We start from the raw sequence: 20898 nt of genomic DNA on the forward strand, positions 1-20898 counted from the left end.
TCGGACGAGGGCGGCGCCCCGAATGCTCCCGCGGCGGCCCTGCGACGCGTGCTCGCGCGCGTCCCGCACCGCGCGCTGAGCGGCGAGACCGCGCAGTCGTTCGCGGGTGCGGTGCTCGCGCTCGTGGCCGAGGGGCCCGCGACGGGTCCAGCGGTGACCTTCCGCGGGGTCCGCTACGAGCGCTGAGGGCCCGAACGCGGGCGATCGGTCACGGTGAACGGGCGGGGTGGGAGCGCGCGCTCCCACCCCGCCCGTCGGCACTGCCTGGCTACCGCAGCGAGACCACGAGCGGCGCCGAGGCGACCTTCGCGCCGTCGACGACGGCGCTGATCTCGTAGGGGCCGAGCAGGAGCAGCGGCAGCCCGCGCACGGTCGTGCTGGCCGTGCCCTCCGCGCCCACCACGACCGTCGTGCGCGCGGTGACGAGCGTCAGCCACGGCGCCGGCGCCCACGTCGTGCGGACGGTGACGCGCTGACCCGGCGTGAAGTCCGCGAGGTCGACGCGCACCGAGCCGGCGATCCGCACCCGGTCGGCCGACAGCGTGAGCGACGGGTCCGGGACCACCACCGGCGGGGCCTCGACGAGCTGGCCCACGCCCCACTGCGACGTGAACTGGTAGCCGAGCCCGGTCGGGTTCGCCCAGTTCCGGATTCCGGTGCGCTCGCCGCCGCTCGCGTCGTTGACCTGGAAGTCCAGGCCGTGGAACGTGCCCGCACCACCCGTGCCCGCGAGCGAGATCGCCGCCTCGACCACGTACCCGGTCCCGGTCGTCGCGACCGCCGAGGTCAGTCGCGCGGCCTGCGCCGCGGCGTCGCCGGTCCCGAACGTGACCGCGCCGTCGGCGCCGATCCGGATCTGGCTGTCGAGGGCGGTGTACGCGCCCGCCTTGGAGTTGCCTGCGTCGACGTAGATCTCCACCGAGTCCCGCGTCCACGGGTTCGAGCCGGTGGAGTCGATCACCGGGTCGGTGACGTCCATGAGCACGTACAGCGTGTCCTCCCGCCACAGCGTCCGGACCTGCGCACTCGCGCCGCCGGTGCCCTCGATCTGCAGGTCGGTCGGCACCACGTCAGCCTGCGCCCACTGCGGGTCCACGACGGCGTCGATCACCGGCTCCTGTGCGGTCTCGGCCACCTCGAGGTAGCCGAGCGGGTCCACGAGCGTGAGAGCACCGAGCGTGCCCTCGCGGTTCCACCCGACGACGTCGCCGCCATCGGTCACGCGCACGTCGAGGTCGACCACGTCGCCCGCGACCGCGCCCGTGAGCGGCGCCTGGAGCACGACGGTGTACCCGCCGTCGCGCGGCGTGACCACCGCGGGGACGGACCCGTCGCCGCCGCTGCGCGGCACGACCAGCTCGGCGTCGCCCACCGAGAGGGCGACGGCGTCGCCGGCATCGACGCTGGCGTCGTCGACGTCCACGTAGACGGTGAGGTGGTCGGCCGTCCAGCGGGTCTGGAACCGGGCCGTGTCCCCGACCGCGATCGTGGGGAGCTGGCGCCACGCGAGGTCGCCCGCCACGTCGGCGTCGAGCGCGACGTCGGCCTGGAAGGAGTCGGCGGACTCGGGCGTGGCCGGCAGCTCGCCGTCGGCCGCGCCCCAGAAGGCGTACTTGGCCTGCAGCGCGTCGTCGAACAGCAGCGGCGCACCGGAGTCGTCGCGCCAGGAGCGCCCGTCCGTGAGCCCCCACACCGTGACCGAGTACAGGTCGGCGGAGTGCTCGCGGAACACCCGGAAGGCGTCCCGGTAGTAGTAGCCCTGCTCGATGAGACCGGGCTGGGTCACGGGCGTGCCCGTGGGCACGTCGAGCTCGGTGACGGCCTGGACCACGGGCAGCGCCGCGAACCGGTCCAGCGTGGCGTCGAGCTGGCTGATCGGCACGCCGAGGTTGAGGTGCATCTGGTGACCCACGCCGTCGACCGGGATCCCGCGCTCGATGAGCGAGCTCACGAGCGCGAAGTAGCGGTCCTGCTTGCCGCCGCTCTCGGTGTTGTAGTCGTTGATGAACAGCGACACCGGGCGGTCCGTCGACGGGTCGGCGTACACGTCGTTGAACGCCTCGTCGGCGTAGGTGAAGGCGAGGTCGATGTACTCGGCGCCGAGCACCTGGTACCACGGGCTGCGGCGCAGCCCGTCGGCCGTGGCGCTGCCGTCGTCGACGACCTCGTTGACCACGTCCCACGCCACGAGCGGGTTGGTGTCGCTGCCGAACGAGCCCCAGGTGCCCGAGAGGTACTCGGCGATCGAGAAGATGTGGGTGCGCATGCGCTCGCGCAGGATCTCCTTGTCCGCCTCGCTGGAGGTCAGCGGCGTGCCGTCGTCGCGCTGGAAGAACCAGTCCGGCGTCTGGCTGTGCCAGACGAGCACGTGCCCGTACACGCGCAGGTCGTTCGCGGCCGCGAAGTTCATCAGCGTCGTCGCCTGGGCGCTCGGGGTGAACGTGTGGTCGGCGGCGTACCAGGCGTCGGGCTTCATGTGGTTCTCGGCCGTGATCTGGTCGAAGTGGCGTGTGAGCACGTCGGCCGCCGCGCCGACGGTCTCGCGCTGGTCGATCGCGACGCCGAGCGGGAAGTCCACGGTGTCACTCAGCGGGTCCAGGGTGGAGGCGTTCTCGCCGGGCGTGCCGGAGACCGGGGCGGTCACCGTGAGGTCGTCAACGTAGTACGTGTAGGTCGCGGTCCCGTTGCCGGTGCCGAGGTAGGCCTGCCGACCGGTCGCGCCGTCCGGCACGGTGTAGGTGCCGGTGACCGTGGTCCACGCGTCGGCGGTGACGGCGGTGTTGCCGATCCACGTGTACTCGGGCTTCATGACGAAGCGGGCCTGGCTCGCCGGGGTGCCCGGCGCGAGGCGCACCTGCATCGAGAACGTGAGGACGTCGCCGGCCGCGTAGCCGTCGAAGAGCCCGGCGGGGGACTGGATGCCGACGTAGTCGGCGGAGCGGTCGACGACGGCGAGCGCCAGTCCGCCGTCGTCGTCCGGGACGTAGTCGAAGGACTGGGTGCCCGAGGGCTGCCACGCTCCGGTCGTCCCGTCGTCGAAGTCGACGGCGCTGATGACCTCGACGTCGTCGGCCATGGCGGCGGGGGCGACCAGGGCGAGGCTCGCCCCGAGCGCGAGGACCGCTCCGAAACTTTCGACTAGCCTGCGCCGCGTTGCGCTGGGGTGCACGGATGTCTCCCTCTCGTCAGGAGTCCGCGGCTCGCGCCTGTGCGAGTCCGCGGCCCGCCGTCGTGGGGATGACGGCGGTGAGGCGACCGTACGAGCCCGAGACGCGTCAGGGCAATACTTTCGGAACTGTTTCGAGAACAGTGTCCGAAAGTAGGCCCACGAACGCGTCAGTAGATCCGGCGCCCCGTCGCGTCCGGCACGCCGGACTTGCGGAAGAAGTAGCTGCGCACCTGGTCGCGCCACTCGACGGCGCTGCGTCGCTGCTCGGCCAGGCGCTCGCGGACCCGCGTGTCGAGCGCGGTCGGGATCGCGGTGCCGACGAGGTCGGCGAGCGACTCCCACTGCGCGTCCACGTCGTCGAGCTCGGCCACCGCGTCGGCGCGCGAGTCGTAGACGTGCTGGATGACCGTCTTGCCCGAGTGCAGCACGTGGTCGTACGGCACGTGGTGGAAGAACAGCAGCAGCTCGTCGGGGCACGTCCGACGCGACTCGTAGACGTCCCGCCACGGCGCGGGGTACTGGCCGGTGTAGCCGGTGCCGGTCGCGCGCGTGCGGTCCACGCCCACGCCGTCGCGGTCGGCGAAGTGGTACGTGCCCCACGGGGAGTACTCGTAGCCGTCGACCGAGGGCCCGTAGTGCGTGCCCGGCGTCACCATGAAGCCGACGCCGAGCGGCGCGGTGTAGCCCTCGTACCGCAGCCACGAGCCGGCCATCACGGCGTGCAGCGCCGCCCGGATCCGCGGGAGGGCGGCCGGTCCGGCGCCGGCGAACGTGAGCGCGATCCACTCCTCGAGCACGGCGTCCGGCTCGAGGGTCGGGTCCCACGCGAGCCGGCCGAACGCGTAAAGGTTCGCCTGGGCGAGCGGGTGGCCGGTCCAGAACTCGTCGTCGCCGACGTTCGACACCGCCGCGATCCCGCCGGCCGGGTGGGACGGCCGGGCCTGGCCGGCACCCCCGCCGGGCGTTCCGGCGACGATCTCGGCCACCGTGCGCTCGCCGTCGAGCGGGAACGTGAGGTACTCCCGCCAGGCCGGCGCGAGGTAGCAGACGTGCCGCTGGTGGCCGGTGTACTCCTGGGTGACCTGGAGCTCGAGCGCGACGCGCGTGCGCGGCATCGCGGCGATCACCGGCGAGAGCGGCTCGCGCACCTGGAAGTCCATCGGGCCGTGCTTGACCTGCACGATCACGTTGTCGGCGAAGGCGCCGTCGAGCGGTGCGAAATGGTCGTACGCGGCGCGCGCCCGGTCGGTGCTGCGGTCGCGCCAGTCCTGGGTGTGGTTGTAGACGAACGCGCGCCACAGCACGGTCCCGCCGTGCGGCGCGAGCGCGGCCGCGAGGACGTTGGCGCCGTCGGCGTGGCTGCGCCCGTACGCGAACGGGCCGGGCTGGCCCTCCGAGTCCGCCTTGACGAGGAACCCGCCGAAGTCGGGCACGACGTCGTACACCGCGTTCGCCGCCTCGGCCCACCACGCGGCGACGCCCGGGTCGAGCGGGTCGTTCGTGTCGAGGCCGCCGAGCAGCCGCGGCGAGCCGAACGAGACCGACAGGAACGTGCGGATGCCGTACGCGCGCAGCTGCGCGGCGACGCGGGCGACGTCGGGCAGCCCGTCGGTGAGCAGCCGCGCCTCGCGCGCGTGCACGTTGACGTTGTTGAGCGCGACGGCGTCGATCCCGGTCGCGGCGAGCAGCCGGGCGTAGGCGCGCACACGCGAGAGGTCGGTGCGGACCTCGCCGTCGGCGAAGAAGATCGAGCCGCCCGAGTAGCCGCGCTCGACCTGCCCCATCACCGGGTGGACCGTCATGTTGTCCCAGTGGTCGAGCATGCGCAGCGGCATCGCGGGCGCGGACGTCGTCACGCCGTCGGGGTGCGGCTCGCTGCGCAGCGCGGCGACCGCGTGCTCGCGCGCCAGGGCGTACAGGCCGCGCAGCGCCGCGGCGTCGTCGGCCCCGAGCACGACGGCGCGTCCCGCCGTGCGGACGATCGCGAACCCGCTCGCCGGGAGGGTCGGCAGCGCGCCGGGATCGAGGCCCAGGGCCGCCGCGAGGTCCGAGGTGCCCGCGGCGGCGTCCGAGGCGTCGAGACGCGCGACGGCGAGCGTCGCCTCCGCGGGCGCCGCCGGCCGGGCGTCGGCGAGCTCGGCCCGCACGGTGTCAAGGCACACCCCCTCCCCGAGCACGGCGACGGTGCGCGTGCGCAGGGGGGCGAGCGCCGCGTCGGGCAGCCAGGCGGGGTGGACAGCGGTGTTCGCGGTGTGGGTGGTCATGGCTCCGGGGGAGTTCGGGTGCTGGCGGGTGGGGTGGTCAGGTGAGCGGGCCGGGCACCTCGAGCATCGCCAGCTCGGGCCGCCACAGCGGTGGGATGTGCCAGCGCGCGGTGACCGTGCCGTCACTCGCACGCACCACCTCGATCCGGTGCGGGGAGGTGGTGACGAGGACGTGGGCGCGCACTCCGCCGTCGGACGTCTCCTCGCCGCGGGCCGCGAGCACGAGGTGGCCCGGGCTGGGTGCGGCGTCGTCGGGACGCAGAGTCGGCGTCGAGCGCGTCAGCACGGTGCGCGCCCAGTGCGAGCGGGACACGCGCACCGCCCCGCCCGGGTGCGCCGCGACCTCCGGGAGGTGCAGGACCCAGCCGCGCTCGCCGTCGTCCGTCATGCGCCACCCGGTGGTGTCGTGGTCGACGGCGAGCTCCGGACCGAGGCTCGCGCGGGCGTCCCAGACGTCGAGGGCGTCGACGCGGCGCGCGAGCTGCGCGTGCGCGTCCTCGACCGCCGTCTCGTCGACGGCGCCCACCTCCTCGTCGGAGAACGCGTCGACCAGGTCCCAGAACGCCTGCAGGGTGCGGCCGGCGTCGGCCGTGGCGCCCTGGTAGGCGATGACGATGCCGCGCTCGGGCACGACGACGCCGAACTGGCCGAGGGCGCCGTCGAGCCGGTACCCGCGCCTGCTCCGCCAGACCTGGAAGCCGTAGCCCTGCGCCCAGTCGTGGTCGGGGGTGTCCGGCTCTCCGTTCGCCACCCGGGGGGCGTCGGGGTCGCGGGTGTCCGACCACGGCCGGGACATGGCCGCCACGTAGTCGGCGGGGATCACCGGGGCGCCGTCGACGACACCGCCGGCCGCGAGGGCGATCGACAGGCGCGCGATGTCGCGCACCGTGACGTGGAAGCCGGAGAAGCCCTCCTCGAGGCCGCCGAGGTCCTTCCACCAGCGCTCGCCGATTCCCAGGGGATCGAGCAGGCGCGGGCGCAGGTACTGCGTGAGCGTCTCGCCCGTGATCGCGGTGACGACGGCGGACAGCGCGTACGTGGCGGGGGAGTTGTACGCGAAGTGCGTGCCGGGCGCGTGCGCGGGCGGCGTGGTCAGCAGGGCCGCGACGTCGAACGGCAGCGCGAGCGTCTGCTCGCGGCTGTGCCCGGTGCTCATCGTGACCAGGTGCGTGAGCGTGAGGCCGTGGGGGTTGGGCAGGTCGAGGTGGCGGTCGACGCCGTCCTCGAGCGTGAGCCGCCCCTCGTGGGCGAGCAGGCCGATCGCGATCGACGTGAACGTCTTCGACACCGAGTAGACGAGCGCCGGGTCGTCGAGGCCGTAGGGGCGCCACGCGGCCTCGAAGAGCACCCGGCCGTGCCGCGCCACGACGATCGCGTGCGGGTCGAGGCCCGTCCCGAGCGTGTCGAGCAGGGTGAGCAGCGCCGCGCTCGGCAGTCCGTGGGACTCGGGTGTGGCGGTGGGCAGGTCTGGCATCGTCGCTTCCTTCAGATCGCGGGCGGCGGCGCGGTCGAGGACCGCACGACGAGCTCGGTGAGCAGCTCGACCCGCGGCGAGGGGGGCCGGCGGCCCTCCGCGAGGGTGAGCACCATCCGGGTGGCGAGCCCCGCCATCTCGCGCAGCGGCTGGTTCACGGTGGTGAGCGCCGGGTTGAGCCACTCGGTCACCGGCAGGTCGTCGTAGCCCACGATCGAGAGGTCGTCCGGGACGCGCAGGCCGAGCTCGCGCGCGGCGCGCATGACGCCCATGGCCTGGTAGTCCGAGCCCGCGAAGATCGCGGTGGGCCGGTCGGGGCGGTCCAGGAGGTCGCGGCCGTGCGCGTACCCGCTCTCGGCGATGAACTCGCCCCAGCGCACGAGGCCGGGGTCGCGCGCGACGCCCATCTCGTCGTGCGCGCTGCGGTAGCCGTCGACGCGGGCGCGGCTGCACAGCACGTCGGCCGGACCGGAGATCACGCCGATCCGACGGTGCCCGAGCGCGAGGAGGTGCCGCGTCGCGGCGAGGCCGCCGTTCCAGTTGTTCGAGCCCACCGTGGGCACGCCCGCGGGCTGCTCGCCCTCGGTGTCGACCACGGCGAAGGGGATCGAGCGCGAGCTCAGCTGGTGCCTCTGCGTCTCGTCGAGCCCGGACAGGACGAGGAGCACGCCGAGCGGTCGGCGCGCCATGACGTCGTCGATCCACTCCTGCGGCGGGCGGTGCGAGCCGCCGAGCTCGGACAGCACCACGCCGATCCGCGCCGGGCCGCAGACGAGCTCGACACCCTTGACGATCTCCTGCGCCCACATGTTGTCGGCCTGGTGGAAGACGAGGTCGAGCAGCCGCGGACCGGCGGGCCGCCCCGACACCGGCTTGCGGTAGGCGTGCCGCGCGAGCGCCTCCTCGACCTTCGCGCGGGTGGCCTCGGCGACGTCGGTGCGCCCGTTGAGGACCTTGGAGACGGTCGGGACCGAGACCCCGACCTCCTGCGCGATCTCCGCGATCGTGGCGCGCCCCTGGGCCATGGGCCCCCCTTTCCGAAAGTGTCGGAAGTCAACCACGTCGAACGGGCCGTCATCAACCCGTTACCGGTGACCGACGTCACGATGTTGACACCGTCGCGCAGCCTGGCTTACGGCTCCCGTCGAAAGCATATCGATGTCGAGTGCGAAAGTTTCGACACCACGGTGAAGTGGAGAGTCATGGTCGAGGGAGCTGGCGAGGTGTGGCGCGACGTGCGCCGCACGCCGCAGGAACGGGCCGACGCGCTCGTCGCTGCGATGACGCTCGAGGAGAAGACGAGCCAGCTCGTGGGCCTGTGGGTCGGCGCCGACGCCTCCGGCGGCGACGTCGCGCCCTACCAGGGCGACATGACGCAGCACGGCCCGACCTTCGCCGACGTCATCGTCGACGGCCTCGGGCAGCTCACCCGGCCGTTCGGCACCGCGCCGGTCGACCCCGTGCTCGGGGCTCGCTCGCTCGCCCGCTCCCAGCGCGCCGTGATGGCGGCCAACCGCTTCGGCATCCCCGCTCAGGTGCACGAGGAGTGCCTCGCGGGCTTCGCCGCCTGGGGCGCGACCGCCTACCCGGTGCCGCTGTCGTGGGGTGCCACGTTCGACCCGGAGCTCGTCGCCGAGATGTCCGAGCAGATCGGCGTGGCGATGCGCTCCGTCGGCGTGCACCAGGGCCTCGCGCCGGTGCTCGACGTCGTGCGGGACTACCGGTGGGGCCGCGTCGAGGAGACCATCGGGGAGGACCCCTACCTCATCGGCACGGTCGGTTCGGCGTACGTGCGCGGCCTGGAGAGCACGGGCCTGGTCGCCACGCTCAAGCACTTCGCCGGCTACTCGGCCTCCCGCGGCGCGCGCAACCACGCGCCGGTCTCCGCGGGACCGCGCGAGATGGCCGACGTCTTCTACCCTCCGTTCGAGACGGCGCTGCGCGAGGGCGGCGCGCGCTCGGTGATGAACTCCTACGCCGAGGTCGACGGCGTGCCCGCAGCCGCGGACCGGCGCCTGTTCACCGAGCTGCTGCGCGAGGAGTGGGGCTTCGAGGGCGTCGTCGTCGCCGACTACTTCGCCATCGCCTTCCTCAAGACGCTGCAGCGGGTCGCCGCGACCGACGGCGAGGCCGCCGGCAAGGCGCTCTCCGCCGGGATCGACGTCGAGCTCCCGTCCGTCTTCGCCTACGGCGAGCCGCTCGTCGCGGCCGTCCGGGCCGGGCAGGTGCCGGAGGAGCTCGTGGACCGCGCCCTGCGGCGCGTGCTGATCCAGAAGGCCGAGCTCGGCCTTCTCGACCCGGACTGGACGCCCGAGGTCGACGCCGAGCCCGACTTCGACACGCCCGCGCACCGCGACGTCGCCCTGCGGATCGCCCGCGAGGCGGTCGTGCTCCTCGCGAACGAGGGCGGTGTCCTGCCGCTCGCGGACCAGGCGCGGCTCGCCGTCGTCGGCCCGCTCGCGGACGACCCCTACGCGATGCTCGGCTGCTACTCCTTCCCCGCCCACGTGGGCGTGCACCACCCCGAGGCCGGGATGGGGATCGAGATCCCGACCGTCGTCGAGGCGCTGCGCGCCGCGCACCCCGGCCAGGTCACGCTCGCGAAGGGCTGCGACGTCAAGGCGCCCGGACGGGACGGCTTCGCCGAGGCCGTCGCCGCGGCCGAGGCGGCCGACGTCGCGCTCGTCGTGGTCGGCGACCAGGCCGGACTGTTCGGCCGCGGCACGTCGGGGGAGGGCTGCGACGCGCCCGACCTGCGCCTGCCGGGCGAGCAGCACGCGCTCGTGGAGGCGGTCCTCGCGACCGGGACGCCCGTCGTCGTGCTCGTCCTCTCGGGCCGGCCGTACGCGCTCGGCGCGTTCACGCAGGGTGCTCACCCCGCGGCCGCGCTCGTGCAGACGTTCTTCCCCGGCCAGCTCGGCGGCCAGGCGATCGCCGAGGTGCTCACCGGCGCGGTCGACCCGTCGGGGCACCTGCCCGTCGGCATCCCGCGCGACCCGGGCTCGCAGCCCGGCACCTACCTCGCGCCGCCGCTGGGTCGTGCCAACGGGGTGTCGAACATCGACCCCACGCCGCTGTTCCCCTTCGGGCACGGCCGCTCCTACCACGAGGCCGCGTGGGGCGAGGTCGCCTGCGAGGCCACCGAGTGGGCGGTCGACGGCGAGGTCGAGGTGAGCGTGACGCTCACCAACGAGACCGACGAGGTCGTACGCGACGTCGTCCAGCTCTACCTGCACGACCCCGTCGCGCAGGTCACCCGGCCCGACTCCCGGCTCGTCGCCTACCGGCGCGTGGCTGTCGAGCCCGGCACGCGAGCGGTCGTCACGTTCACCGTGCACGCCGACCTCGCATCGTTCCCCGGCGTCGACGGGACCCGGGTGGTCGAACCCGGCGCCGTCGAGCTGCGCGTGGCGCGCTCCAGCGCCGACGTGCACGCCGTCGTCCCGCTCACGCTCGTGGGCGAGATCCGTCAGCCGGGCGTGGACCGCCGGCTCGTGACCGCCACGCACCTCGCCGTCGAGGCGCGTGCTGAGGAGGTGAGTGTGGGATGAGCGTGACTCCGACCACCGCGGGTCCGAAGGCCGACGCCGACGTCGACGCCGAGCGACCCCGGCACATCGAGCGCAAGCACACCTGGGCGCGTGCCCTCAAGCGCGACTGGCGCCTGTACACGTTCCTGATCCTGCCGATCGTGTTCCTGCTGTTCTTCCGCTACCTGCCGATGGCCGGGAACGTGATCGCGTTCCGCCGGTTCAAGCCGGGCGGTTCGATCTTCGGCGAGGAGTGGGTGGGCTTCTACTACTTCGAGATGTTCATCCACAACCCGCAGTTCTGGTCGGTGTTCTGGAACACGGTCATCCTCGGGGCGCTGACGCTGGCGATCTGCTTCCCGCTGCCGATCGTGCTGGCACTGATGCTCAACGAGCTGCGCTCGCGGCGGTTCAAGAAGATCGTGCAGACGATCTCCTACCTGCCGCACTTCATGTCCGTGGTCATCGTGGTCGGCATCGTGTTCCAGCTGACGGCCGTCAACGGCACGGTGAACCAGGTGATCGGCGCGTTCGGCGTCGACCCCATCCCGTTCATGCAGCTGCCCGAGTGGTTCCGCACGATCTACGTCTCCTCCGAGGTCTGGCAGACCGTCGGGTGGGGCACGATCCTCTACCTCGCGGCGCTCACCACGATCGACGACCAGCTCTACGAGGCCGCCCGGATCGACGGCGCGAACCGGTGGAAGCAGACCTGGCACATCACGCTGCCGGGCATCCGCCCGACCATGATGGTGCTCCTCATCCTCAACATCGGCTCCTTCATGGCCGTCGGGTTCGAGAAGGTCCTGCTCCTGCAGAACCCGCTCATCTACTCCACGGCGGACGTCATCTCGACCTACCTCTACCGGGTCGGCATCCAGTCCGCCCAGTTCTCCTACGGGACGGCGATCGGCCTCTTCGAGGCGATCATCGGGCTCGTGCTCGTCCTCTCCGCGAACTTCTTCTCGCGGCGCGCGGTTGGAGCCTCGCTGTGGTGACCGATCCCCTGACAGCAACGCCGGACATCGCGGCGGTCCGCACCGAGGGCGGGACGGTCCGCGATGGCACGGGCTACCGGATCTTCCGCGTGGTCAACGTGTCGCTGCTCGGCCTGGTCTGCGTGGTGACGCTCTACCCGTTCGTCAACCTCGTCGCGAAGGCGTTCTCCTCGGAGGGCTACATCGCGGCCGGCCAGGTCAACCTCATCCCGCGCGGGTTCAACACCACGACCTTCACGGCCGTGATGAGCGACCCGATGTTCTGGACGAACTACAAGAACACCATCATCTACACGGTGCTCGGCACGATCATCGCGATGGTGCTGACGACGACGTACGCGTACGCCCTCAGCCGGCCGCAGCTCAAGGCCCGCGGGTTCTTCGTCGGGATCGCGGTCTTCACGATGTTCTTCGGCGGCGGCCTCATCCCGAACTACATCCTCGTGGCCTCCTACCTCGGCTGGCGCAACTCGATCTGGGCGATCGTGATCCCGGGCGCGCTGTCGGTGTTCAACCTGCTCGTCATGAAGTCCTTCTTCGAGAACTTCCCCGTGGAGCTCGAGGAGGCGGCCTCGATCGACGGGCTGTCCACGTACGGCGTGTTCGGCCGGATCGTGCTGCCGCTGTCGAAGGCCGTCCTCGCGACGATGACGCTCTTCTACGCGGTGAGCATGTGGAACTCCTGGTTCAGCGCATTCCTCTACCTGGACAAGAAGGAGCTCTTTCCGGTCACGGTCTACCTGCGCAGCCTCATCGCGGCCGCGACCGGCTCGCAGGAGGTCACGGGCGGCGCCGGGACGGACGCCGTGCAGATCGGCGCCAACATCCAGTCGGTGACGATGCTGCTCACCGTCCTGCCGATCATCTGTTTCTACCCCTTCATCCAGCGGTACTTCGTGTCGGGCGTGATGCTCGGCTCGGTCAAGGGCTGACCTGCCCGCACTCGGTATTCCCCACCACCCAGCGTCGAACGACGACGTTCACAGAAGGAGAGATACATGGCTCACATTCGCAGGCGGTCGGCCGGCGTGGCGGCGGTCGCCGCACTCGCCGTCGTCCTCACGGCGTGCTCCGGCGGCGGCGGAGGCGGCAACGACGCCACCGGCGGCGGCGACGGCACCGGCGAGGTCGCCGAGGGCGCCACCATCGACGCCGAGCACTCGGTCGGCGCGATGGAGGACTTCGAGGCGGGCACGACGTTCAAGGCCACCGAGCCGGTCGACTTCAGCCTCATGTACCGCGACCACCCGAACTACCCCGTCAAGGACGACTGGCTGATCTTCACCCAGCTCGAGGCGAACCAGAACGTCACGTTCACCCGCACCGACATCCCGCTGGCGGACTGGGACCAGAAGAAGGCCCTGCTCATCTCCGCGGGCGACTCGCCGGACATCATCTCGGTGACCTACCCGGGTCAGGAGACGCAGTTCGTCTCCGGCGGCGCGCTGCTGCCGATCTCGGACTACTTCCAGTACATGCCGAACTTCTCCGAGAAGGTCGCCGACTGGGGCCTGCAGGCCGAGCTCGACACCCACAAGCAGGAGGACGGCAAGATCTACCAGCTGCCCGGCCTGCGGGAGATCCCGGACGTGCAGTACTCCGTGGTGATCCGTGAGGACATGTGGGAGAAGGCCGGCATCACCGAGGACCCGGCCACGTGGGACGACTACCTCGCGGACCTGGAGAAGGTCAAGGCCGCGAACCCCGAGATCACCTACGCGATGTCGGACCGCTGGACCGACACCACGACCCTCGGCGCCTTCCTCAACGTGGTCGCGCCCAACTTCGGCGCGAGCGCCGGCTGGGGCTACACCAACACGTGGTTCGACCAGGACTCGGGCGAGTTCGTGCTCAACGGCACGTCCGACGCCTACAAGGAGCTCGTCACCTACGCGGCGAGCCTCGTGTCCGACGGCGTGCTCGACCCCGAGATCACGCAGAGCGACGACCAGGCGATCCAGAAGTTCATCTCCGGCCAGAGCGCCGCGATCTCCGGCAACACGCAGGAGATCACGTCCTACCGGACGAAGTTCGCCGACGCCGGCCAGGCCGACGTGCCGCTGCGCCTCATCGTGATCCCGGACGGCCCCGCGGGCAACAACCTCGCCGGCAGCCAGCTCTCCTCCGGCCTCATGCTCTCGAGCTCGGCCGCCGACAGCCCGAACTTCAAGGCGATGCTGCAGTTCATCGACTGGCTGTACTACTCCGACGAGGGCATCGAGTTCGCCCAGTGGGGTGTCGACGGTGAGACCTACACCAAGGACGCCTCGGGCGCTCGCACGCTGAACGCCGACATCGGCTGGAACGCCCTCAACCCGGGCGCGCCGAAGAAGCTCAACGCCGACTACGGCTTCTCCAACGGCGTGTTCCTCCTCGCCAACGGCTCGTCCAAGGACCTGCTCCAGTCCGTGATGTCGGACGAGATCAAGGAGTGGACGAACAACGTCCTGGACAAGAAGGAGACCCTCCCGGTGACCCCGGCCGCGGGCCTCAACGAGATGGAGCTCGAGCAGACCTCGCTGCTGGACTCCCAGATCAAGGACGCCGTGCAGGCGGCGACCGCCGGCTTCATCACCGGCCAGCGCTCGCTGGACGACTGGGACGCCTACGTCAACGAGATCAACGGTCTCGGCGCGCAGACGCTCATCGACACCTACAACACCGCCTACCAGCGGACGCAGGGCTGAGCACCTCCACCGGCCGGTCGCCCTCGGGCGGCCGGCCGGTGGCGCGCCCGGCACTCTCAGCACCACCCGCGTGACCCCGCACCACCCCGCACCATCCGAACCCAGGAGGGCCCACCCGTGATCGCCACCGCCCGCGAGACCGACGCCCCGGTGCTCGTCCCCGCCCGGCCGATCGGCACGCTGCCCGACGCGTGGCGCGCGTGCGTCGGCACGGGCCGCACCCGCGAGGTGCTGCACGCCGACTACCGCGACTCCCTCGAGGTGGTCCAGGACGAGATCGGGTTCGGCGCCACCCGCGCGCACGGGATCCTGCACGACGACATGGGGCTCGTGCAGCCCTACGACGCCGCCGGGTTCGCCGGCGTGCGGTACGGCTTCGCCTACGTGGACCTCGTGATCGACACGTGGCTCGAGGCCGGCCTCGACCCGTTCCTCGAGCTCGGCTTCATGCCCGCGGCGCTCGCCTCGGGCGACCAGACCGTGTTCTGGTGGAAGGGCAACGTCACCCCGCCGCGCGACCACGACGCGTGGGCCGCGCTCGTGCGCGCGCTGCTGCGCCACCTCGTGGACCGCTACGGCATCGAGCGGGTGCGCACGTGGCCGGTCGAGGTGTGGAACGAGCCCAACCTGGAGACCTTCTGGCAGGGCGCCGACGAGGCCGCCTACCACCGGCTCTACGCCGCGACCGCCCGCGCCGTGAAGGACGTCGACGCCGACATCCAGGTCGGCGGGCCCGCGATCTCGCCCGGGTCGGACGACTGGCTGCCGCGGTTCGCCGACTTCGTCGCGCGCGACGGCGCGCCCTGCGACTTCGTGAGCAAGCACGCCTACACCACCGGCCCCGCGCAGCACGTCCCGTTCGGCGTGCACCAGACGCTGCGCCCGCCGCAGCACCTGCTCGAGCAGTTCGCCACGCCGCGCGACCTGCTCGCCGGCACCGCGCTGGCGGACCTGCCCGTGCACATCACGGAGTTCTCCTCCTCCTACCGGCCGGACAACCCGATCCACGACACCGCCTACCAGGCGGCCTACCTGGCCCCGGTCCTCGCGCGCGGCGGCGAGCACGTCGCCTCGTTCTCCTACTGGACTTTGTGCGACGTGTTCGAGGAGGTCGGCATCCCGACGGCGCCGCTGCACGGCGGCTTCGGCCTGCTCGGCCACCGCCAGCTGCGCAAGCCGGCGTTCCACCTCTACTCCTTCATGGCGCGCCTGGGGTCCGACGTCCTCGCCAGCGGCGAGGACCACCTCGTCACCCGGCACGCCGACGGCCGGATCAGCGCGCTGCTGTGGCAGCCCCTGGACGGGAGCACGACGGCGGAGCGCGGCCACCGCGTGCGGCTCGCTCTCCCGGGCGCCGGCTCGGCGGTCGTCGTCGAGCGGCACGTCGACGCCGAGCGCGGCAACGTCCGCACGGCCTGGCAGGCCATGGGCAGCCCGCTCGCGCCGGACCACCGCGCCACCGCCGACCTGCACGACGCCTCGGCGCCGGCCGTCCGGGTGAGCCGCGTGCACGCCGTCGACGGCGTCTGGCACGTCAGCGCCGACCTCGGCCGGCACGGCATCGCACTCGTCGAGGTGACGGGCAGCCGGGACGAGAATCCGGCCTGGCTGACCGAGGACCGCCTCCTCGGCCACGCGGACCCGACAGGATGACTGTCATGACGCAGCGCGACGGTGCCGGGCGGAACGACGACGAGGTGGGCCGCGGACCCCTGTCCCGCGGTGCCGCATGGATCTACCGCGTGATCGTGCTCGAGGTGATGCTCGTCGTCGCGCTCCTGCCGACGATCGCGGCGATCCTGCTCCTGGACCGCGACTCCTCGAACGTGCCGCTGTACGTGCTCGCGCTGCTGCCGGCCGGACCCGCGCTCGTCGCGGGCCTCGGCGCCGCGCGGGGGTGGGAGGTCGAACCCGATCTCTCCCCGGCCCGGCCGTTCTGGCGCACCTACCGCCGCGAGGCGCTCGGGACGCTGACGTGGTGGGTGCCGCTGCTGGTCGTCGTCGCGGTGCTCGGCGTGAACCTCGCCCACCTCCAGGAGATCGAGGGCGGTGCGCTGCTCGGGCCGGTGAGCGCGCTCCTGCTGCTGCTCCTGCCGGTGTGGGCCGCGCACATGGCGGTGCTGCAGGTGCGCTTCTCCTTCCGGCTGCGCGACGCGGCGCGGATCGCGGTGGCCGAGCTCGTGCCGCAGTGGCGGTTCAGCCTCGGCGCTCTCAGCCTCATCGTGGTGCTGTCCGCGATCACGGTCGTGACCACCGACGTCGTCGCCCTCCTCCTGCTCTGGACCGTCGTCCTGTTCCTGCACGCCCTGTCCCGGCCGCTCGTCCGGGACGTCACCGAGAGGTTCACCGTCCATGACTGAGGCGCCCTCCGCCGTTTCCGTGCCCCGCCTGCGCACCCCTGCTCCGGCGCCGACCCCGGCCCGGCTGCCCGAGGTCCCGGGCGTGGCGTTCGGGGGCGACTACAACCCCGAGCAGTGGGACAAGGCGACCTGGGACGCCGACTACGAGGCGTTCGACGTCGCGCGGATCACCACCGTGACGCTCGGGGTCTTCACGTGGTCGCTCACCCAGCCGGCCGAGGACACGTTCGACTTCACCGCGCTGGACGAGATGGTCGCGCGCGCCGCGGCCGAGGGCCGTTCCATCTGCCTCGCGACCGGGACCGGCGCGCTGTCGCCGTGGATCGCGCGGGCCTACCCCGACGTGACCCGGGTCGACTTCGAGGGCCGGCGCCACCGCTACGGCCAGCGGCACAACGCGTGCTGGAGCTCGCCGAACTTCCGCCGCCTGTCGGCCTGCATCGCCGGCCGGATCGCCGAGCGCTACGCGAACCACCCCAACGTCGTCGCCTGGCACATCGGCAACGAGTACGGCGGCGACGGTGGCGCGTGCTGGTGCGATCTGTGCGCCGCGGAGTTCCGACTCTGGCTGCAGGCACGCTACGGCACGCTCGAGGACCTCAACGAGGCGTGGAACACGACGTTCTGGTCCCACCGGTTCACCGACTGGGACGAGATCGTGCCCCCCAGCGCCCTCACGGAGCACTGGCGCGGCCGCGGCTACACCGCCTTCCAGGGCATCGCCCTGGACTACTACCGGTTCAGCACGGACAACGCGATCGCCGCGTTCCGCGCCGAGAAGGACGCCATCCGCGCGCACTCCGACCTGCCCGTGACGACGAACTTCATGGGCTTCTTCCAGCCGCTGGACTACCACCGCTGGGCGAGCGAGCTGGACTTCGCCTCCTGGGACAACTACCCGCCCCGGGCCGACGAGCCCTGGCGCACGGCCCTCTCGCACGACCTCATGCGCGGGATCAAGGACGGCGCGCCGTTCTGGCTCATGGAGCAGACCCCGACCGTGACCGCCTCGCGCGACGTCAACCCCGTGCGCCGGCCCGGCGTCATGCGGCTGTGGTCGTGGCAGGCCGTGGCGCACGGCTCGGACTCGGTGCTCTTCTTCCAGATGCGCGCCTCGCGCGGCGCCTGCGAGATGACGCACGGCGCGGTGCTGGACCACTCCGGCCGGCTGGACACGCGCGCGTTCCGCGAGGTCGCCGGCCTCGGCGCCGAGATCGAGCGGCTCGGCACCACCGTGCTCGGCGCTCGCACGCCCGCCCGCGCGGCCCTGCTCGTGGACTGGGACTCGTGGTGGGCCGTCGAGATGGCCGACGGACCGAACCGGCTCGTGCGCTACCTGCCTACGGTCCTCGAGTGGGGCCGGGCGTTCTGGGAGGCCGGCGCGCAGGTCGACGTCGTGCCCGTGACGGCCGACCTGAGCGGGTACGACGTCGTCGCGGCGCCGCTGCTGCACCTGGTCAAGGAGGGCGTCGTCGAGGCGCTCGAGGCCGTCGCCGCGCGCGGCGGGACCGTGCTGACCGGCTACCTGTCGGGCCGCGTCGACGAGGACGACCGCCGCTTCCTCGCGGACGTGCCCGGACCGCTGGGCGCGCTCGCCGGGGTGCGGGTCGCGGAGACGGACGCCGCCGAGCCCGACGTCGTCAACCCGGTGATCTTCGAGGGCACGGCGCCCGACGGCGCGGCTCCCCGCACGGTCGACGCGCGCCTCCTGTTCGAGGTGCTCGTGCCCGAGGGCGCCGAGGTCGTGGCGCGCTACGGCGCCGACTTCTACGCCGGTGAGCCCGCGGTGACCAGGCGGCGCGTCGACGGTGCCCATGGATCGACGGGCGAGGTCTGGTACCTGGGCACGGAGCTCGCGCAGGAGGGCCTCGCGCACGTCGTGCGCACGGCGCTCGCGCGGCACGACCTGCTCGGGCCGTACGCCGACGTGACGGGACTCGAGCTCGCGACGCGCGTGGCGCCGTCGGGCACGGTGGTCGACTTCCTGCTGCACCACGGGGGCGCGCCCGTCACGGTCGCGCTGCACGCGGGCGGGGAGGACCTCCTCACCGGCCGGACGTACGCCGCGGGGGAGCAGGTCACGTTCGCCCCGACCGACGTCGTGGTGCTCAGGCGGGACTGACCGAGCAGCGCGCGATCCGCCCCGACGCCGGCCCGACCGGCGCGAGCGGGCCGACCAGCTCGACGCGTCCCTCGGCCTCGCGCTCGGCGCACGACCCGCCGACCCAGACCTCGACCGTGCCCGGCTCGACCGCCCGGCGCCAGGCCGGGTCGGTGAGGGCGAGCCGCGCCGTCGGGACCTCGAACGCGAGCCGGGCCGACGCGCCGGGCGCGAGCGTCACGCGCTGGTAGGCGAGCAGCTGTGCGACCGGCCGCACCACGCTGGCGGCGACGTCGCGCGCGTACAGCTGCACGACGTCGGTGCCCTCGCGCGCGCCCGTGTTCGTCACGGTGACCTCGACGGCGATCGTCCCGTCGGTCGGGCACGTCGGGGGCGTGGTCAGGTCGGTCCGGGCGAAGGTCGTGTAGGTGAGCCCGAAGCCGAACGGGCGCACCGGCGTCGGGTCGACGCTCGTCACCTCGCTCGGGCCGCCGAGCACGGGGTGCAGGTAGCCGTAGGGCTGCGCGCCCGCCGCGCGGGGCAGGCTCACCGGCAGGCGCCCGGACGGTGAGGCCGCGCCGGTCAGGAGCCGCGCGATCGCCGCGCCGCCCTCCTCGCCCGGGAAGAAGGACTGCAGCACGGCGTTCGGCCGGTCCTCGCCGTCGAGCGCCCACGCGAGCGCGTACGGCCGGCCGGTGAGCAGCACGACGACGAGCGGTGTGCCGGTGTGCCGCAGCTCCGCCACGAGGGCGCGCTGCTGGCCGGGCAGCTCGAGGGACTCCACATCGTTGCCCTCGCCGACCGTGCCGCGCCCGAACAGCCCGGCCTGGTCGCCGAGCACGACGACGGCGACGTCGGCGCTCGCGACGACCTCGGCGGCCTCGGCGAAGCCCGAGCGGTCCTCACCCTCGACCTCGCAGCCGAGCGCCGTGACCACCTCGCTGTCGGGCAGCTGGGCGCGCAGCGCCTCAGCGAGCGTCGGCAGCGCGAGGCCGAGCTCGACGTCGGGGTGGTGGGCGAGCACGTGGTTGACGAAGGAGTAGCAGCCCATGAGCGCAGCCGCGCGGTCGGCGTTCGGGCCGACCACGGCGACGCGCGCCGGTGCGCGCTCGGCGCTGCCCAGCGGCAGCACGCCGTCGTTCGCCAGCAGGACGACCGACTCCTCGGCGAGCGTGCGCGCGAGGGCGCGGTGGCCGGGCGGGTCGAGGTCGACGACGTCGGGCCCGTGGCCCTCGAACGTCTCGGTCAACAGGCCGAGCTCCGCCTTCTGGGTGAGCACGCGCAGCACCGCGCGGTCCACCACGGCCTCCTCAAGGCTGCCCTCGCGCACCGCGTCGACGAGGGCGAGGTAGGCGTCGCCGGTGGGGAGCTCGACGTCGATCCCGGCCGTGAGCGCGAGGGCGGCGGCCTCGGCGGGCGAGGTCGCCACGCCGTGCATGAGCTGCAGGAAGGCGACGGCGAAGTAGTCGGACACGACCACGCCGTCGAACCCCCACTGCTCGCGCAGGAGGTCGGTGAACAGCGCGCGCGACGCGGCCGCGGGCACGCCGTCGAGGTCGCTGTAGGAGTTCATCACCGAGTGCGCGCCGCCGTCGCGCACGGCCATCTCGAACGGCGGGAGGAAGACGTCGGCGAGCTCGCGCGGACCGATCGAGACGGGCGCGTGGTTGCGCCCGGCGCGCGAGGCGGAGTAGCCGACGAAGTGCTTGAGGGTCGCGTGCACGCCCGCGGACTGCAGGCCGCGCACGTAGGCGGTGCCGACCGTGCCGACGAGGTAGGGGTCCTCGCCGATGCACTCGTCGACGCGGCCCCAGCGCGGGTCGCGGATCACGTCGAGCACGGGCGCGAGCCCCTGGTGCACGCCGAGGCTGCGCATGGACTCCCCGATGAGAGCGCCCATCCGCTCGACGATCTCGGGGTCGAAGCTCGCGCCCCACGCCAGCGGGGTCGGGAAGGTCGCGGCGCGCCAGGCCGCCAGGCCCGTGAGGCACTCCTCGTGCACGAGGGCGGGGATGCCGTGGCCCGAGCGCTCGCGCAGGCGACGCTGCTCGGCCCACAGCCACCGCGCGCGCTCGACCGGGTCGACCGGACGCGTGCCGTACACCCGTGTGAGGTGCCCGACGCCGTGCCGGGTGACGTCCTCGTACGCGCTCGACGTGGCCATCTCGCCCGCCATGGGCGCGACGACCTCCTCGCCGCGGTCGATCCAGTAGCCGATGAGCTGGGCGACCTTCTGCTCCAGCGTCATCGTGGTGAGCAGGTCGAGCGCGGTGCGCTCGTTCGTCGTCTGCGTGGTGGTCTGCGTGGTGGTCATC

Annotated in this window: 13 protein-coding genes; 8 read left to right on the forward strand and 5 right to left on the reverse strand. The window is 72.7% G+C overall.

Translation table 11 applies throughout. The features are described from left to right. On the forward strand, positions 1-186 hold a 186-nt coding region (locus FH969_RS15235), incomplete at its 5' end, for a hypothetical protein (protein ID WP_180359719.1). 82 nt (positions 187-268) lie between these two features. On the opposite strand, the gene FH969_RS08180 is transcribed toward FH969_RS15235, so the two are convergent. The 4 genes from FH969_RS08180 to FH969_RS08195 all read right to left on the reverse strand — a co-directional run bounded on the left by FH969_RS08180 (position 269) and on the right by FH969_RS08195 (position 7932). Further along, positions 269-3076 carry an endo-1,4-beta-xylanase gene (locus FH969_RS08180; RefSeq protein WP_180359720.1) on the reverse strand — a complete coding sequence of 936 codons (2808 nt, stop codon included), beginning with the start codon at positions 3074-3076 and terminating at the stop codon, positions 269-271. A 260-nt stretch (positions 3077-3336) separates the two neighbouring features. After that, the gene (locus FH969_RS08185; RefSeq protein ID WP_108718213.1) at positions 3337-5433 is read right to left on the reverse strand and encodes an alpha-glucuronidase; all 2097 of its coding nucleotides are present in this window, start codon (positions 5431-5433) and stop codon (positions 3337-3339) included. 37 nt (positions 5434-5470) lie between these two features. After that, a complete protein-coding gene (locus FH969_RS08190) occupies positions 5471-6907 on the reverse strand; it encodes a serine hydrolase domain-containing protein (RefSeq protein ID WP_139986880.1) in 1437 nt (478 codons plus the stop codon). Positions 6908-6918: 11 nt separating this feature from the next. Beyond that, positions 6919-7932 carry a LacI family DNA-binding transcriptional regulator gene (locus tag FH969_RS08195; RefSeq protein WP_108718211.1) on the reverse strand — a complete coding sequence of 338 codons (1014 nt, stop codon included), beginning with the start codon at positions 7930-7932 and terminating at the stop codon, positions 6919-6921. Positions 7933-8109: 177 nt separating this feature from the next. Between FH969_RS08195 and FH969_RS08200 the strand changes: the two genes are divergently transcribed. From FH969_RS08200 to FH969_RS08230, 7 genes are all read left to right on the forward strand, one after another. After that, the gene (locus FH969_RS08200) at positions 8110-10458 is read left to right on the forward strand and encodes a beta-xylosidase/alpha-l-arabinosidase (protein WP_139986882.1); all 2349 of its coding nucleotides are present in this window, start codon (positions 8110-8112) and stop codon (positions 10456-10458) included. After that, the gene (locus FH969_RS08205; RefSeq protein WP_108718210.1) at positions 10455-11435 is read left to right on the forward strand and encodes an ABC transporter permease; all 981 of its coding nucleotides are present in this window, start codon (positions 10455-10457) and stop codon (positions 11433-11435) included. The genes FH969_RS08200 and FH969_RS08205 overlap by 4 nt, the downstream gene beginning before the upstream one ends. After that, the gene (locus FH969_RS08210; protein ID WP_425462455.1) at positions 11432-12367 is read left to right on the forward strand and encodes a carbohydrate ABC transporter permease; all 936 of its coding nucleotides are present in this window, start codon (positions 11432-11434) and stop codon (positions 12365-12367) included. The genes FH969_RS08205 and FH969_RS08210 overlap by 4 nt, the downstream gene beginning before the upstream one ends. A gap of 66 nt (positions 12368-12433) precedes the next feature. Then, positions 12434-14122, forward strand: a complete 1689-nt coding sequence (locus FH969_RS08215) for an ABC transporter substrate-binding protein (protein ID WP_108718208.1) — start codon at positions 12434-12436, stop codon at positions 14120-14122. A 117-nt stretch (positions 14123-14239) separates the two neighbouring features. Beyond that, complete coding sequence (locus tag FH969_RS08220) at positions 14240-15775, forward strand: GH39 family glycosyl hydrolase (protein WP_313554618.1); 1536 nt, start codon at positions 14240-14242, stop codon at positions 15773-15775. 5 nt (positions 15776-15780) lie between these two features. Then, positions 15781-16482 (forward strand): DUF624 domain-containing protein, encoded by a 702-nt coding sequence (locus FH969_RS08225; RefSeq protein WP_159096406.1) that lies wholly within the window; start codon positions 15781-15783, stop codon positions 16480-16482. Beyond that, on the forward strand, positions 16475-18604 hold the full coding sequence (locus FH969_RS08230; RefSeq protein WP_139986886.1) for a beta-galactosidase: 2130 nt from the start codon (positions 16475-16477) through the stop codon (positions 18602-18604). Before FH969_RS08225 ends, FH969_RS08230 begins: the two co-directional genes overlap by 8 nt. On the opposite strand, the gene FH969_RS08235 is transcribed toward FH969_RS08230, so the two are convergent. Then, positions 18591-20897, reverse strand: a complete 2307-nt coding sequence (locus FH969_RS08235) for a beta-xylosidase/alpha-l-arabinosidase (protein ID WP_139986888.1) — start codon at positions 20895-20897, stop codon at positions 18591-18593. The genes FH969_RS08230 and FH969_RS08235 overlap by 14 nt on opposite strands. Position 20898 lies beyond the last annotated feature (1 nt).

The organism is Miniimonas arenae (assembly GCF_006351005.1).
Taxonomy (GTDB): domain Bacteria; phylum Actinomycetota; class Actinomycetes; order Actinomycetales; family Beutenbergiaceae; genus Miniimonas; species Miniimonas arenae.

Excerpts from the sequence above, each read along its gene's own strand:
- FH969_RS08190 (WP_139986880.1), bottom strand. The coding sequence starts at position 6,907 with ATGCCAGACCTGCCCACCGCCACACCCGAGTCCCACGGACTGCCGAGC.
- FH969_RS08180 (WP_180359720.1), bottom strand. The coding sequence starts at position 3,076 with ATGGCCGACGACGTCGAGGTCATCAGCGCCGTCGACTTCGACGACGGG.
- FH969_RS08200 (WP_139986882.1), top strand. The coding sequence starts at position 8,110 with ATGGTCGAGGGAGCTGGCGAGGTGTGGCGCGACGTGCGCCGCACGCCG.
- FH969_RS08235 (WP_139986888.1), bottom strand. The coding sequence starts at position 20,897 with ATGACCACCACGCAGACCACCACGCAGACGACGAACGAGCGCACCGCG.
- FH969_RS08230 (WP_139986886.1), top strand. The coding sequence starts at position 16,475 with ATGACTGAGGCGCCCTCCGCCGTTTCCGTGCCCCGCCTGCGCACCCCT.
- FH969_RS08195 (WP_108718211.1), bottom strand. The coding sequence starts at position 7,932 with ATGGCCCAGGGGCGCGCCACGATCGCGGAGATCGCGCAGGAGGTCGGG.
- FH969_RS08185 (WP_108718213.1), bottom strand. The coding sequence starts at position 5,433 with ATGACCACCCACACCGCGAACACCGCTGTCCACCCCGCCTGGCTGCCC.
- FH969_RS08215 (WP_108718208.1), top strand. The coding sequence starts at position 12,434 with ATGGCTCACATTCGCAGGCGGTCGGCCGGCGTGGCGGCGGTCGCCGCA.
- FH969_RS08225 (WP_159096406.1), top strand. The coding sequence starts at position 15,781 with ATGACGCAGCGCGACGGTGCCGGGCGGAACGACGACGAGGTGGGCCGC.
- FH969_RS08205 (WP_108718210.1), top strand. The coding sequence starts at position 10,455 with ATGAGCGTGACTCCGACCACCGCGGGTCCGAAGGCCGACGCCGACGTC.